This is a genomic window from Chryseobacterium caseinilyticum, from assembly GCF_014837145.1.
GTDB lineage: Bacteria > Bacteroidota > Bacteroidia > Flavobacteriales > Weeksellaceae > Chryseobacterium > Chryseobacterium caseinilyticum.
Genome location: NZ_JACYFS010000001.1, coordinates 123260 through 139251, shown reverse-complemented (window position 1 = coordinate 139251; position 15992 = coordinate 123260). Strand labels below are relative to the sequence as shown.

General features: G+C 38.4%; 14 protein-coding genes. 9 read left to right on the top strand and 5 right to left on the bottom strand.

Features of this window, described 5'->3' with window-relative positions; genetic code table 11:
• The first annotated feature begins 117 nt into the window (after positions 1 to 117).
• Both IC610_RS00630 and IC610_RS00625 read left to right on the top strand, forming a co-directional pair.
• A complete protein-coding gene (locus tag IC610_RS00630; protein WP_191734753.1) occupies positions 118 to 651 on the top strand; it encodes a hypothetical protein in 534 nt (177 codons plus the stop codon).
• 111 nt (positions 652 to 762) lie between these two features.
• Entirely contained in the window at positions 763 to 2964 is a 2202-nt protein-coding gene (locus IC610_RS00625; RefSeq protein WP_191734752.1) for a hypothetical protein, read from the top strand.
• A 251-nt stretch (positions 2965 to 3215) separates the two neighbouring features.
• Here the strand turns inward: IC610_RS00625 and IC610_RS00620 are convergent, their stop codons facing one another.
• Positions 3216 to 3539, bottom strand: a complete 324-nt coding sequence (locus IC610_RS00620) for a helix-turn-helix domain-containing protein (protein ID WP_191734751.1) — start codon at positions 3537 to 3539, stop codon at positions 3216 to 3218.
• On the bottom strand, positions 3529 to 3963 hold the full coding sequence (locus IC610_RS00615) for a transposase (protein ID WP_191734750.1): 435 nt from the start codon (positions 3961 to 3963) through the stop codon (positions 3529 to 3531). The genes IC610_RS00620 and IC610_RS00615 overlap by 11 nt, the downstream gene beginning before the upstream one ends.
• Positions 3964 to 4610: 647 nt before the next feature.
• Between IC610_RS00615 and IC610_RS00610 the strand changes: the two genes are divergently transcribed.
• Entirely contained in the window at positions 4611 to 6152 is a 1542-nt protein-coding gene (locus tag IC610_RS00610) for a tetratricopeptide repeat protein (RefSeq protein ID WP_191734749.1), read from the top strand.
• Between the two features lie 308 nt (positions 6153 to 6460).
• Here IC610_RS00610 and IC610_RS00605 read toward each other — a convergent pair whose 3' ends face one another.
• Positions 6461 to 6916 carry a hypothetical protein gene (locus IC610_RS00605; RefSeq protein ID WP_191734748.1) on the bottom strand — a complete coding sequence of 152 codons (456 nt, stop codon included), beginning with the start codon at positions 6914 to 6916 and terminating at the stop codon, positions 6461 to 6463.
• 53 nt (positions 6917 to 6969) lie between these two features.
• Positions 6970 to 7497: a hypothetical protein gene (locus tag IC610_RS00600; protein ID WP_191734747.1), complete on the bottom strand. Its 528-nt coding sequence runs from the start codon at positions 7495 to 7497 to the stop codon at positions 6970 to 6972.
• 281 nt (positions 7498 to 7778) lie between these two features.
• On the opposite strand from IC610_RS00600, the gene IC610_RS00595 reads away from it, so the two are divergent.
• Positions 7779 to 9521, top strand: coding sequence for a DKNYY domain-containing protein (locus tag IC610_RS00595; protein ID WP_191734746.1), 1743 nt, complete (start codon positions 7779 to 7781; stop codon positions 9519 to 9521).
• A gap of 770 nt (positions 9522 to 10291) precedes the next feature.
• Here IC610_RS00595 and IC610_RS00590 read toward each other — a convergent pair.
• Entirely contained in the window at positions 10292 to 10936 is a 645-nt protein-coding gene (locus tag IC610_RS00590) for a DUF6266 family protein (protein WP_191734745.1), read from the bottom strand.
• A gap of 824 nt (positions 10937 to 11760) precedes the next feature.
• On the opposite strand from IC610_RS00590, the gene IC610_RS00585 reads away from it, so the two are divergent.
• The 5 genes from IC610_RS00585 to IC610_RS00565 all read left to right on the top strand — a co-directional run bounded on the left by IC610_RS00585 (position 11761) and on the right by IC610_RS00565 (position 15979).
• Complete coding sequence (locus tag IC610_RS00585) at positions 11761 to 12042, top strand: MerR family transcriptional regulator (protein WP_191734744.1); 282 nt, start codon at positions 11761 to 11763, stop codon at positions 12040 to 12042.
• 225 nt (positions 12043 to 12267) lie between these two features.
• On the top strand, positions 12268 to 12525 hold the full coding sequence (locus tag IC610_RS00580) for a hypothetical protein (RefSeq protein WP_191734743.1): 258 nt from the start codon (positions 12268 to 12270) through the stop codon (positions 12523 to 12525).
• A gap of 122 nt (positions 12526 to 12647) precedes the next feature.
• Entirely contained in the window at positions 12648 to 12953 is a 306-nt protein-coding gene (locus IC610_RS00575; protein WP_191734742.1) for a hypothetical protein, read from the top strand.
• Positions 12954 to 13087: 134 nt separating this feature from the next.
• Positions 13088 to 14656, top strand: coding sequence for a type I restriction-modification system subunit M (locus IC610_RS00570; protein ID WP_191734741.1), 1569 nt, complete (start codon positions 13088 to 13090; stop codon positions 14654 to 14656).
• 57 nt (positions 14657 to 14713) lie between these two features.
• Positions 14714 to 15979 (top strand): restriction endonuclease subunit S, encoded by a 1266-nt coding sequence (locus tag IC610_RS00565; RefSeq protein WP_191734740.1) that lies wholly within the window; start codon positions 14714 to 14716, stop codon positions 15977 to 15979.
• The last annotated feature ends 13 nt before the right edge of the window (positions 15980 to 15992 follow it).

The window sequence follows — 15992 nt, the reverse complement described above, 5'->3', positions numbered from 1 at the left end:
TCATTACAGTTTACAGTGATCTCTTCCATTTTTATTTTACTGCTTCAGGAATAATTTTAATGAATGTCTGAACTTCCATTTGAACAGTACTGTAGAGAATAAAAAAATAAAATGATAATGAAAAATTTATTTTGCAGTCTTGCTGTAGCAATTCCATTTTGCATGACTGCTCAGGTTACGATTGGCACATCCGCCGTTTCCTCTCCCTCTGTTTCTCTTGAATTCGGATCTGCCAATAAAGGAATGGTGTTGCCCTGGGTCGTTTCCACAGCTGCAGTATCCAATGTTGCCAACGGAACAATGGTGTACAGTCTTGAAGATCACAAAATGTGGGTAAAATATAATTCGGCATGGAAGGATCTTTCAATCAATGCTGCGGGAACTACTGTAAATCCTGTATCAGGCACAGATGCCGCTGCAATACAGAATACCATTGCAGAAAATACGGATGCCAAAGTAACCATTGGTGCAGACTCTTCAGTATCTGGAATTCTGGTGTTGGGTGATCAGAATAAAGCAATGGTTCTGCCCAAGGTCTCCAATCCGCATCTGAACATTATTAATCCCGCACCGGGCATGATGGTCTTCGATTCTGCCAAAAAACTTTTTGCTGTTTTCAACGGAAGTGTCTGGAGCTTCTGGAAACCTTAGAAAAACTCATTTATAATTCTTTTATAATCCTTGAAATCAATTATTAAAAAACTCCTTCGCAAGCTCAAATGTTTTCTTAAAAAACATCTTTTTAACACAGATATATAAATTATGAAAAAAATATATTTTCTACTGCTGTTCGTTCTCTCTTCGGGCATATATTATTCTCAATGCTCTGCAACAGTCAATGACTGCGATGGTGATGGCATTCTCAATACATCAGATCTTGACGCAGATAACGACGGCATCTTAAATGAGGCAGAAAATACCTGTACTCTTCCTTCCGGATCGGGAGTGAGCCAAACCGCGCCGCACCTGTTCTGGGATGTGAACAGTTCAGCATTTCCCGGTACGCTTGAAAGTAATGCGCTGTCTCCGAATGTGATTACCTCTCTCAGTGGTGTCACTTTCGGTTCTGGACTGGCAGGATCTTTAAAGGTTAATTCCAGATGGCAGATTAACAGTATTAATTCAGCATCGGTAAGTGAAGCGAAAGCCAACAGCGATTATATCCAATTTTCTATTGCTGTAAACTCTGCCGGCAATAAGGTGTTTGATTTAAAAGAATGGGTCACCTACGGTAATAGTACTGCTGTGAATCTGCAGAATCTGTCTGTAGAAATTGCAGACAATGCTGCGTTTACCAATCCCGTAATTCTTTTTACAGGAGCAAATCCTGCCTCTACAACCGGAGCATTTCAGAAATTTAATCTTAATTCTCCCTACCGCCTGCAAAAAGGAAACACCTATTACGTCAGGGTCTTTGTATATGGAAGTGCAGCGACAGTGTATTTTGACAGTTTTGGGTTTAATGCACAGTGCTGGTCTGATACGGACGGAGATACAGTTCCTGATTACCAGGATCTGGATTCTGACGGGGACGGCTGTTTTGATGCCATTGAAGGCAGTGAGAATGTACAGCAGAGTCAGATCAATGCACAGGGGCGGATTACGGGGGCGGTAGACAGTGACGGTATGCCTCAACTTGTGAATACCGGCGGGCTTGCCGATACCGGAAATAACCAGGGGCAGGGTGTAAACAATTCCGTTAATAACTCTGTAAATGACTGCCGGGACACCGACGGAGACGGCATCATTGATATTTATGATCTGGATGATGACAACGACGGGATTACGGATGCTGATGAGTGCGGTCCTGCGCTTAACACACTGGAAACCGGTGGAAGTTTTGCAACAACTTCTACATACAGAGATTTTACCATACCGCCCAATCCACCGCTGACGGGATATTCCTATGCCTCAGATGGTACAATTGAGGGTGAAGGTGAATATGTAATCACAAGTGCCGCCAATTCAAACAATATACACAGCCAACACTGGAAAAATCTGTACGGTCACACCACCGGAAGCAGTACAGATGCATATCTTGCCGTAAACGGCAGTACTTCAACAGCTACTTTTTACAGACAGAATCTCGTACCGCTACAGGCAAATACACTCTACAGAGTTTCCCTGTGGGCTATCAATGCAATTACAGTGACTGCACCTTTTAATAACGCGCCTGCTAATCTGAGAGTGCGGGTTTTCAGAAATTCAGATGATGTTGTCGTGGCAGATTATTCTACAGGAAATATGTATGCGAGGGTGGCTCCTGCAGGTACGGTGATAAGTCCGGTATACTGGCGTGAGGCTGCCGGAACTTTCAATTCCGGTAATGAAACCTCTTTCAGAATTGAAGTTTCCAATATCACCATCTCGGCGTCTGATAATGATTTTGCGATTGATGATATTACGATTCGACCTGCACTGTGCCAGGACAGTGATAATGACGGCATTCCCAACAGTCTTGAACTGGATTCGGATGCTGACGGCTGTCCCGATGCGATAGAAGGTTCTGCAAATGTCATTTATCCAAATCTTAATCCTAATACCAGCATCTCAGGAAATGTAAATACTGGTGGCGTACCTGTCTTTTTGCCTGGCGGACAGGGAATTGGAGATTCCTGGAACAGCAGCATTAATATGTGTGTCTGCTACAAACCCGGGCTCACGTCAGGAGGTCCTGTACTCGATGCAAAGCATGGCATCACAGCGCTTAACAGAGCCGGAGCAGATAACGGTAACTGGCCGATGTCGAGAAAAGGTGCATGGACGGTTCTTGAAGCCAAAACTAAAGGATTCGTACCAAACCGCCTCACTCAAACTCAAATCAGTCAGATTCCTACAGCCAATCTTGTGGAAGGAATGATGGTGTACAATATTTCTGCAGACTGTCTTCAGATCTACATCGGCTGCAGTTCGGCAGGCTGGAAGTGTCTGTCGGAGCAGCAGAGCTGTCCGGATGTGAATTAAAAGCATCGGATTATCAAAAAGAAAATATCTTATGTGTTAACTACTCTTTCAGATTAGTTTCATCCTTCATTACAGCAAAATGTTGATCCACTGCGGTCAACAGCTGTAGTGAAGGTTTTTTATTCAATTCAGCTAATGTATACCTGAATTCCACGGGATCATCAGTCCTTCTGAAATGAAGCCAGGTCAGGAAATGGTATTTTTTAAAATGATTGGATACCGGAAAGGTATTTTTATTTTAAATTTCAGCCTTAAGGCTTCTCAGTGAACAGTTTTTTCCATTTGGCAACGGTATTTCTGCTGAGCTTAAAGTGACTGGCAAGCTGAATATTGTTGAGCCTGTTAACTTTCTGATAATGCAGGATTTCTCTGACTGCTTTTTCGTCATAGGCTCGGTGGCGCTGGTTTAAACAGACTTCATCCCGACTGTGATCTCCGGTGAGTATACTGCTGATGGAAAGCACATCCATCATTCCGAATTTCTTTTTATTCAGAAGTCTGCTGCATGCTTTCATTTTTTCAGGATACTTTTTTGAAATCAGGTCTGTGTAGATTTTTCTGTAATCAGGTGTCATTGGGTGGACTCTGCTTTTTGTATTTTCTGAGCCAGTTGTAAAGTGTCACTTTGGGTATTCTGTACTCTTCTATGATCTGCTGTTTTGTTATTTCGCCTGCTTCCACCAGTTCGACTACAAAATCTATGATCTCTCTCGTGTACAGGTTCTTTCTGAACTGCGGAAGTTGCGAAGACTTTATAAAATTGGATGGCGGTGCATAAATTATAAGATACTGGGAATAGAGTCTGAAAAAATCATATTCCAGAAACCTGCTGAATTTCAGCATCAGGCTGATACTAATCTCATCTTTAGTAAAGATCTCCTGCAGCTCTTTTTCAGGAATGTTCAGAACCTTTGTAACCCTGTCCGTACTCAACTGTAACTCTTCAATGCGGAGTCTGATCAGTGTACCGATATGAATGCTGTCGAAATTTAAATCCATATGTGAAAAAATGCCTCCGGCGGTTATTTAGTTATATAAGTGGAATCGTGTTTTTGTACCGGAGGCAAAACCAACAGTGGTTAATAAACTGTGATCTAAAATTAGTATTTGAAGATGATTTAGAGATGCGCTTCTGCGTTAAACAGTATTATACAGAAGGCAGAATCAGAGTATAAATGGTTATTTTAAAAAAGCTAAAATTCTCAACTTCAATACAATTAAGCTTAAATACTGTTAACGTCACCCTACCACTCGGCTGTTAAATTTAAAGTTGAAATCCCAGTTTATGTTAAATTCATCACAATACCTTATAACTGGGTAATAATGCGCCTTCTGATGGCTTAGTTTTTAACTGTAATTAACTTTAGGCGTTAACTGCTTCACTCTAAACACATATAAAACAACATTTTACCAATAAACACCATTAGTGACGCCCTTATTTTAAGTGATTGTAATAAAAAAAATTCAATATTAGCAATTCCTATTTATACAAGATGATGAGATTTTTGTTTATGTTTTTGATGTGCCTTTCACTCAGCACGTGCAGCCCCCAAAAAAGTACAGATGCGTATTATGAAAAACTTCTTGAGGAGATTTCTCAGACAAAGAATCTGCAAAGCCTGCGTTTGCGGGAGTACAACAGGTATTTGAAAACGAAGGAGGATAAGTTTCTGGTAGGGTCAAAATACATTGAGCTTTTTATCTATCCTGATGATGAAGTAAAACAGATCAATACCATCTACGAAATGATGCGTCTCAATAACGGCAAAAGTGATATTATCACAGTGATCTGTAACTTTTCTCTTGCCTTAAAATTTGAAAAAAACTCACCAACACTGGCGATGTCCTTCATAGACAGGGCTATTACCCTTAACGAAAGTATAGAGTCAAGGAATTTTCTTCCCCATCTGTATCATGCGAAAGGACGTTTTTATTACAATCAGGGCAGTTACAGTAAGGCTTTGCAGTACTTTGAAAAATCTTTAAAAACACTTCCTTCAGATCAGAAATTATATATCGCATCGATGTACAATAATTTCGGACTTACCTACAATAAGCTGAAAAACAACAAGCGCGCTGTAAACGAAGTTAAAACAGGTATAAAAATTCTCGAAAGTAAAAAACCGCTTACTTCAGAAGAATCGCTTTTTCTCGCTTTTATGAAAGGAAACCTCGCACTCTACTGTTATGAGCTGGGAGATTACAGTGAGGCAGAGCAAATTTTTATTGAAGAACAAAAATATTACCTGACCAGTAATGCCAACAGTCATCTTATTATAAAAAATTACAGCTCTCTCTATGAACTCTACTCGAAAACAGGACAGAATAAAGAAGCAGAATCCCTGACCGATAAGGTACGGGCGATTGAACCGAGTCTGAAAACCGGCGATGCCATCACCGCCAATGAAATTCTGAATAATCATTATTCAAAATCCGGGAATGTTATAGGATTGAAAATTACGTCAGAGAAACTGATCCGTCTGAACAATCTTTTCGATCACGATAATGAGATCAAAATCACCAGGATTTCAGATCTTCTGAATAAGCATATTATCACGCAGCTGACGGCAGAAAATGAAAATGAAGTCAAAATGCAGCGCAATAAGAATATCTTCCTTCTCTTTATTTTGTTTTCGGCTGTGATCGTTTCAGCTGTGATCTACAGGATTATTCAGAGCAGCAACCAAAAACAGCTCGAGCTGGTAGAAAACAGAAACCTGATCCTCGAAAAGAACCAGAAGATCCTTGAAAAGGATATTGATGCAAAGAATGAAAAGCTCAAAAATTTTCATCAGAATCTTCATCTTAAAATAGAAACTGAGAAAGCTTTTCTTGAAAACCTGAAGAAAATCCGCAAGATTAAAGTTGTAGATGCGGAAGAGCTTTTAAAAGATCTCTTTTTTAAGGTCAACAGTCTGATGCAGATTGATGAAAGGAATTTTGACCTCATCCACGACAGTTATCTGGAAAACGATAAGTTTATTGCAAAAATTTCTGAAGACTACCCTTCTCTCACTGCCAAAGAACTGAAGCTTTGCGTTTATTTCAGAATGAATCTCAATTCAAAGGAGATTTCAACACTGGAGAATACCACCATGGGAACCATCAGGGTGTACAAAACGAAGATTAAAATGAAGATGAATCTCGACAAGGATCAGGACCTGAGTGAATTTCTTTCGGCAATGTAGATTTGTTTTTTTGGTAATGTATTTAGACGTACCGACGTTTGATGGCAGCGTCATTTGGAGTAATGCGTGAATTGATGTTTTGATGCTAGCATCACTTCGGGTAGGTTTTTAGAGAAAACCGTATTGAGAAGTTGTTGTTTTACAAAGTTTTCGTTTTTTCACTGGTTCTCGATACATTTTATATGCTGTGCCGCGAAAAACACTTGGACTGACGGGACACTTATGGATGCAGTACGATTAATCACAATGTTGCTGATGATTCTTCATTTTTTTTGTTATTGCAGTTTTAAATGTTCCTATTTAAGATCTTAAAAAAGCCCTGGAGATTTGTCGCTCTCAGCTAATGAAAGCTGTCTTTTTCTGAACACCCGAAACTGAATAGAAGTAAAAATCAGGTAGACCATGGTTAAAATCGATGCAGTTGTCAGTATGGAAGTTCCGGACACAGATGTGTCAATAAATGCAGTCAGAACATAGATGAGAACTCCAGCCGGAATTGCAGTGAATGTCAGCAGTGAGAGGTAAAATTGTTTTCTTATTTTAACAGTTAAATTCAGGAAAAAAGTTAGCGAGCAGACCGGCAGCAGAATGAGAAAGATAAATGAAAATCCAAGGTTCACTAAGATATCCAAGATATTAAAGAGAAAATCCAGACCATTGCTGTCGGGATAGTTCTTTTCAGAAATCAGTATTCTGTACAGGACAAAAAGGCTCAGACTGAAAAGAACATTAATGATCCAATATTTTAAAAGCAGTTTTCCCATGAGTCAGTCTATTTTGAACTTAAGATATGAGCAGAATCATTACAGCATTATGTTTATAAACTGATCATTGGTTCGATACATTTCCCTTTTTTGTAAAGATGGTTCTGTTCATCTTTTAAGTTGATGACAGTATTTGTATCAGGCTTGTATACTATCTTAAACCGGCGGGTGTCGAATTTATCTTTTTTGTCAGGTATCACGGTCAATGTTTCTTTTTCGATGGTGTAATTACCTTCGATAAACTGCAGCTGTTGGGTTTGGGCAAGCATTTCGCCTGAGCCGTTTGACTGTTTTTTCAGTTTGGAATCATACTGGTAGGTTGTGGTGTTTATTCTCGCATTCCTTCCCGATGGGAAATACTCCAACAGATTTTCGGTGACAGCGACCACAGAATCTTTTGCAACTTCACTCACGTACACAAAACATTTTTTGGAATCGTCATTAATGGACAGGCTTTGTGGCGGTTCTGCAATCTCTTTCCGTACAATTGGAGGAGGTGGGATTGCTCTGGCAGGTTTCTTTTTCTGCCCATAAGCAAAAGAACTGCTTACAAGGGAAATAACGAACAGTACATTTTTCATAGTGTAGGGTTTTATTGTTGTTGATGCAAAAGTACAGCCAAGGATTTTAAATGGGTAATTGATAATGGGTAATGAGTGATGAGCAATGGGTAATGATTCGGTTCCGAGGGTGTCTATTTAATTACAGAATAATTTATTCGAAGAAGTTTCTAAAACGCACGGATTTCTGTGGAGTAAGATACATGAGAGCTGATCTGAGAATTTGATTTGAATCAATTCCCTTATTATTGATAATTTGGCGGGTCGTTTGATACCTAGAAAACAAATTATAAAATACTCAAATGGTGTACAGATTCCGGTTTTTATTCTATGGCATTCTGGCTTTTATTTTCCTGATGACGTTTGCATTATTTTTCTCCCTATTTTCAGACAAGGGTGATCCGATAAGCTACGGTTCTAATAAAAGAGATCTTAATGGCATTTTCACCTTATTCGAAGGGAAGATTTATGCAATGGTACCAAGTAATGGCTACTATGAGTTGAGCGATGCAAATCCTGACAGCTTTCAAACTTTTCAGGATACCTATCAGGATTCTCATATTGGCTTTGATGACCGACACGTTTATGCAGGAAACATCATCATGAAGGGACTTGATCCTAAAAAACTGAAGTCTTTGGGAAACAATTACTACAGTGATGGTGAGACTACTTACCACTGTGCAAGAAACTCTGAAAACAATGATAATCTGAGTGTGGTGGGATTTATTATTGGAAAGATGGGTCAGAGTCTGGGACTGTCCGGCAAACCTCAGAATTACTGGTATCCATTTGTGGAAATGCCCGGAGGTAAAATTTATCAGTCTAAATCCGGTTTTGCTCTGGCCGTGAATGAAAGCACTGCATTTTTCAGGGGCATAGAAATGAAGAACGCCAATCCTTCGGCAATCCGTCCCATCAAGACCCATTACCGGGACGGCGATGTGCGGGAAAGTGACATCTATTTTACAGACGGCAAAAATGTTTATTTTCAAAATTCTCTATTGCCTGTTCAGTACAATGAAACCATTCAACAGATTGATGTTGAAGGTGACATCCCTTCCAGAAGTGCTTTTCTGATTGATTCAAAAAACGGAATGGTGTATGTAAACGGGATACCTTTTGATGATTCCAAAGCCCCGTACAGAATGCTGGGAATGAATCTTAAACACGCTTACCAGGTTCTGTTCGTTTCCAAAGAAGGTCTTTATTTTTACAATACTGAAACAGAAAAGGCAGAGCGTGCAGGCGATAATCCGTTTGCAGATAACCAATTTCAGGAGATCGCTCCTGACGTATTTACCAGTGGCAACAAAGTATACTTTCTCAAGGCAGAAGAATACTGGCGCCGAAACAGAGGCTTACAAAGCAGAACTACCCTACTCCTGCAACTGGAAGGCGTTCAGGCTTCCGACTTCAAAAAGATTAGCCATCCTGATTCTTACAAGGGCAGTATATGGCAGGCCGGCAACCGTTACTTCTATTTCGATGGCCTTGGCAGTTCACAGTTGATTCCCTCAGCGGTTTATGAGATTAAAGATATGCCTACGGTTAAATTTATGGCGGATGCAGGGAGTTTAAGTACAGACGCCATCAGAAATCTCATCAGAGACAACAAAATTACTGCGCCAGAGGGAGAAACCATTCTGAAAGCCGTAACGGAGAGTGATCATGCCTGGTACCAATCCTACTGGATGATTCCGGTTGCTGTGGTTTTGGTTTATGTAATTTCATTTCTTTTCCGTAATGTAAAAGTGCATCCATTCTTTATTAAAGATGGATACCTGATTATCAACAATCTGCTCTTCAAAAAATATCCCATCGGAGATATTGACAAAGTGGTTTTCAGTTGTGTTAAAACCAATTCCAGAGTTGGTGGTTACAGCGGAAAAATGCAGATGGTACAGAAGAATGGAAAACGAAGCAGGAATTTTCTATTCTCATCTCGACTGACTCTTGTTTCTGAGTCTGAAAGTAAGATATTGAGTTACATCAGAGAACTTCAGAAGGAACTGAGAAGTCATGGGATTGATAGTGAATTGATATGATCTTTTATTTACTTTTTGTTTCGAAAAAGGCCTACTTGAGACAGCACGTGATCTACTTCGAGTGGGTTTTTGGAGAAAACAGTATCGAGAAGTTGTTGTTTTACTAAAGTTTCGTTTGTTTAACAGAACGTTTGGCTAGCGCTTTCCCCCGGCCCTAAAGGGTGGCGCTTCGACTATGGTTTTTTGTTAATATGGTTTTCTGCCAGCTTTTGAAGATACCTTTGGTTAGTTGTTTTTTCACAAAAGTATCGTTTATTCACTGGTTCCCGATACATTTTTCTACGCTGCGCTGCGAAAAACACTCGAACTGACGCGGGGAATTGACGTTTTGATGGTGGCGTCACTTCGAATAGCTTTTGGAGAAAACCGTATCGAGAAGTTGTTGTGTGACAAAAGTTTCGTTTGTTCACTGGTTCTCGATACATCCCGATTGACATCGGGACACTCGAACTGACGCGGGAACTGCCGTGGAACAGATGAGAAGGGAACAGATGGGGAAATTCATAAAACCTTGTCAAGGTTAGTGAGCAGCAATTTGGTGACCTAGACAAGGTTGTGATACGGCAGATTCTTTTTGTAAGTATTGATCCTATCAGCGATACGGAAAGTGGGATATGGTGTTTGTCTGTGCTTACTGAAATTGTAACATTTATATGCTGTCTATGGAAAGTGAACTTTTCGTTTGCTCATGATTTTAATTAACGTTTTCTTTTAAAAAAAATAAACATCCTGCTGATGAGGATGTTTATCATTTTTTAAATGGTTAGTTTTTAAAGTACGGTCACTGAACCTACATAAGCTGATGCCGATGCCGTTAAGGAAGCAACATCCCTGAAAGCCAGGTACACATGTACCGTTTTTCCGGATACCATTGGCGGCAGGGTCACAATTGCCTGCTCATCCAGTCTTACTCCCTGATTCTGGAAAAAAAGGGTTGCGGGCTCGCCTTCTACTGCACAGAGTACCTGTAATTCGTCAGCATCCCGGTCAGCATTACCCCCAGAATTGTTGTACCAGTCTACCGTGATCTGCTGTGCAACTGCAGAGCTGATTCCCGTTGGCTGAGGCGCCGGGAGCGGGCCTCTGGAAAACGAGATTCCGGGATAGGTGATGTTGATTTCCATCTGCGCGTAATCGAGCTTGAATGCATTGAGAAGAACAGACATTGCCTGATTATACGGAGATTTCATTCCTACCTTAGTACCGAAGAATTCAGATACGTAGGTTTTGTAAGAAGCTATAAATTCATAGCCTTTCTTCATCCTTTCGCGAATGAGTTCCTGTTTTGCGGATACCGCTTTCGTAGATTTTCTTGGACGTACTTTTAAAACTTCAATACCATTTACGTTTGCCACTACCAATCTTCCAGTACGTCCTCTGGATCCTGAAAGCAGTGAGTCATCTAATTTAGCCATAGTGTTTATTTTTATGGGTTTATGGTGTAAAGGTAAATCGCAGACGGATTGGTTTGAGATTGCTTCCGTGTATTTCCGTTTTATGTCTTTTTTTTCCAGGATTTTCCGTTTCGGGATATTTATCAGGAATATTTCTGCTGTTTTCTATATCGTTTTGTTACCTTTTCTTTACCCTTTGGTTATCCTTCCGTTACCCTTTGGTTATGCACTGTTCGATTACTGTAGTGCGTTGAGGGCTTCGACTGTCTCAGCCTGACAGTGGAATGACTAAGGCTAGTATCAGTGATGTCACACTGAGGTTGTTGAAGTGTTTTTGAAAGGAGCGGAAATCAGGTTCTACTCTATTGATTGTTTAAAGAATAAGGCTTCGACAGGCTCAGCCTGACAGCGGAAAGACTATAGTTAGTACCAGCGATGTCACACTGAGCCTGTTGAAGTGTTTTTGAAAGAAACGGAAATCAGATTCTACTCTATTGATTTACACAGTGAGGCTTCGACGGGCTCAGCCTGACAACGGCAAATCAAAGATGGTATTAGTGATGTCACACTGAGTCTGCCGAAGTGTTTTTGAAAGAAGCGGAAATCAGGTTTTACTCTGTCGATTATTTAAAGAATATGGCTTTGACTCCGCTCAGCCTGACAGCGCGTATTAAGTCTAGCAGTCAGCACATTAACTGTATTGTAGAATTCATGCGGGTTGGCAAAAAATTTATATGCTATGCATTATTTTTCATCTCTTGAAAGTGAAAAATTTTAATCACTAATTTGTTTTTGAAATATTTTTTTTATTAATTTTAATCTACAAACACTAAAAAATACTTTTTATGAAAAACAAATTATTTCTCTCTCAGGATTTCCTGAGAGACATGATTGAGCAACTGCAAGTTTTCGTAAACAGTCCTGAAAAAATACTTCTGAGATTTAACGAGGATGAGATTATTATGGAAGAAGATCTTGCCGTCATGCTGGGAGTAAATGTACGTACCATCCGTAATTATCGAAAAGAAAATGAGATTAAGGCTCTCCATTTTTGTGGCAGAGTAATTTACCTGAGAACCTTTCTGTATTTGGATTTACTCACGAGATACTACAGGTTGTACGATTAACAGATGTAATTTTAATCAGTACATGACGCTGTCTCTGTAGTTAGAGATGACGTCATTTTTTTGTTGATTGTAGTGATTGCGCTTTTCCCCGACCCTAAAGGGTGGCGCTGCGACTTTGGTTTTTGTAAATGACACAAATATGAAAACAGATATTTCCCGCTATCTTATCGTGGCATCTTCACCGTCTGCCAGGTCTTTTTCCATTTTCCCTAATTTATCTGAATTATGATACATCATCACAATGGTATTGCCATCTCATTCTATGATTTGAAGGCTCTCCGAATGGAGCATGCCGGGGAGGGCGGATATCTTATATTTGAATTTAATAATGCTATCGTGTACGAGGAAGACTTTGAAAACGGGAAACTGATGGAGCGTTCTTACAGGAATGAACCCGTTTCCCAGTATTATGATGATGTGCTGGAGCTGCAGGACAGCTTCAACACCTGGATTCAGGTATGGGCTGAATTTCTTCTGAACTGACGGTTACAGAACTGACCATCTCAATGAAAGTCTTCAGAAACATTTCTCAATACATGATTAGCGATGGATCATTGAATACCATGTTCACTAATGTTTACGTGTCACACTTTAAAACTACTATTATGATCTACGACCACGGCGGTATTGCACTCAATCTTTTTAATCTGAAAGCAGTAAAAAAGGAAATAAACGGACATGACGGCAAACTTGTCTTTGAATTTCACAATATGATACGCAGTGTAGAGACCACAGCGGGCAGCCGTATCTTTGAAGACAAATCTTACAGCAACGCCTCTATCACCCAGTATTTTGAGGACCTAACAGACCTGGAACTGCATTATCAGGAATGGCTCGGGATATGGACCCAGTTTACAGCTTACGTCATCAACCTCGAATTGCCCATTGATTTTAAACCCAACAGATTCTAAATATAGTATTCATTTCTGATGATTAATTGATATGATTTTATGTAGGCGTACAGAAAACCGTACGTATGCAATGTAGTTTTTGGTTATATTTGGCAAAATATCGAATAACCAAGAATTTTAATTAAGGATTTAAAATGTCAGAAGAACAGAAACGTCAGTTGCAACAGCAACTTTGGAATATAGCAAATACTTTACGTGGTAAAATGGATGCGGATGAATTCCGGGATTATATTTTAGGATTTATTTTTTACAAATATCTTTCAGAAAAAATACATTTTACGGCTAATAAAATCTTGGCAGATTCGGGTGAGGATGTTGATTATAATGATGTTGATGAAAATTCTGAGGCTGGAAAAGATATTGTTGAAGCCATTTATGAAGAAGTGGTTGAAGACTTAGGATACTTCCTGAAACCTTCTGAACTTTTCAGTAATATTGCTAAAAAAGGACATCAGAAACAAGAAGGAAAGTCCAACTTTATCTTAGCTGAACTTACCAAAATCCTAAATAATATTGAGCAATCAACATTAGGAACAAACAGTGAAGATGATTTTGAAGGACTTTTTGATGATTTAGATTTGACTTCTTCCAAATTAGGTCGAACAGAAGATGAAAAAAATACATTAATCTCCAAAGTTCTGTATCATCTGGATGATATTGATTTCAACTTATCCGATACCAATGCCGATGTTTTGGGTGATGCTTATGAATATCTAATTGCACAGTTTGCGAGTGGTGCCGGAAAAAAAGCAGGAGAATTCTATACGCCACAACAGGTTTCTACTATTTTGGCGAGAATTGTTACCAGCAGAAAATCACAGTTAAAATCCGTTTATGATCCTACTTGCGGAAGTGGTTCTTTGTTACTACGTGTCGCCCGCGAAGCGAAAGTAAGTGATTTTTACGGTCAGGAAATGAACCGTACGACTTACAACTTGGCAAGGATGAATATGATTCTTCACGGTGTCAATTACAGCAATTTTGATATCCGTCAGGAAGATACCCTTGAAAAACCTCAGCACCTTGATAAAACTTTTGATGCCATTGTCGCCAATCCGCCCTTCTCTGCAAAATGGAGCTCGAATGAACTTCTTTTGTTGGATGAAAGATTTTCGCAATACGGAAAATTAGCACCATCTTCGAAAGCTGACTTTGCTTTTATCCAGCATATGATTCATCATTTAGATGAAAACGGAATTATGGCAGTCGTAATGCCTCACGGTGTTCTCTTCCGTGGCGCAGCCGAATTGGTTATCCGGAAATATCTGATTAAGGATAAAAATTATCTTGATGCCGTGATTGGTTTACCTTCCAATATTTTCTTTGGAACAAGCATTCCGACCTGTATTTTAATTTTTAAGAAATGTCGCGAAGCTGATGAAGATATTTTGTTTGTTGATGCAAGCAAAGAATTTGAAAAACAGAAAAACCAAAATGTTCTTCGTCACACCCATATTGATAAAATTGTTGATACTTACCAAAACCGTACGGTAAGTGAAAAGTTCAGTCATAAAGCGACTTTACAAGAAGTTGCAGATAATGATTACAATTTAAATATTCCCCGTTATGTTGATACTTTTGAAGAAGAAGAGGAAATTGATATTCAGGCGGTAATGGCAGAAATTAAGGAACTTGAAGCCAAGCGTTCTCAACTCGATTCTGAAATTGAAGTTTATTTGAAAGAATTGGGATTAGTAAGCTAATTTTTTTGGTTTAACAAAATCCTCAATGCTTAGAATTTTAACAAATAAACAATCAAGATGATAGAAGAAAATAAAAGTGTGAAGAATTTTCCTAATTCGAGAAATGTACCGAAATTGAGGTTTTCGGAATTTATTAATAATTGGGAAATATATTATTTAAAAGAAATTGCAGAGAAAATAAATAATAAAAATAACGATAATAGAATTGTAACTGTTTTTTCTAATTCAGCAGTTCAAGGGATTGTTTTACAAAGTGATTTTTTCGATAAAAGTATTGCAAACAAAAACAATTTAGATGGATATTACATCGTTGAACCTTTTGATTTTGTTTACAACCCAAGGCTTTCTTCTACAGCAGAAGTTGGTGCAATGAGTGTTAATAAGACAAATTTAATTGGTTTAGTTTCACCTCTTTATACTGTTTTTAAAATTAAGGATAAGAATATCAATATTTCATTTTTAGAATATTTGTTTAAATCAAAAGTGTGGCATAATTATATGCGAAGTATTGCAAATTATGGCGCAAGAGAGGACAGAATGAATGTTAGAAGTGAAGATTTCTATAATCTACCTCTTACCATTCCTAATTTTTCTGAACAAACTAAAGTTTCAAGATTTTTATCTTTAATTGATTCTCGAATTCAAACCCAAAAGAAAATAATTGAGGGTTTATCATTACAAAAGATTTCACTCGTCAAAAAGCTATTTGAAAACAAAATTAAATTTAAAACTAATAACAAAACTCGTAATTGGGAAAGGAAAAAACTATCTGAAATATCTGAAGAACATTTACATAAAAACCCCAATAATAAATATAATGAAGTATTTTCTGTAGCGAAACATAAGGGGGTTATTAATCAGATTGAACATTTGGGACGGTCATTTTCAGCTAAAGAAATTTTGCATTATAAATTGGTTTATTCGGGTGATTTAGTTTACACTAAAAGCCCTACATCTGATTTTCCTTTTGGAATTATTAAGCAAAATAGAACTGGAAGAATTGGAGTGGTTTCCCCATTATATTGTGTTTTTAAACCTCAAACGTATGCTTTAGGATATCTACTTCACGAATATTTTAATTCATCAGTCAATACTTTTAATTATTTAAATCCATTAGTTCAAAAAGGTGCAAAAAACACAATGAATATCAATAATGAAACATTTTTAAATGGAGCAAGTATTTTATTGCCAATGAACGAAGAAGAACAAGAGAAAATTTATAAATTCTTGTTAACACTTGATGAAAAAATCAATCTAGAAAGAGAGTTACTCACTCAATACGAAAATCAGAAAAAATATTTATTACAAAATCTTTTTCTTTAAGAGATTGGGATTT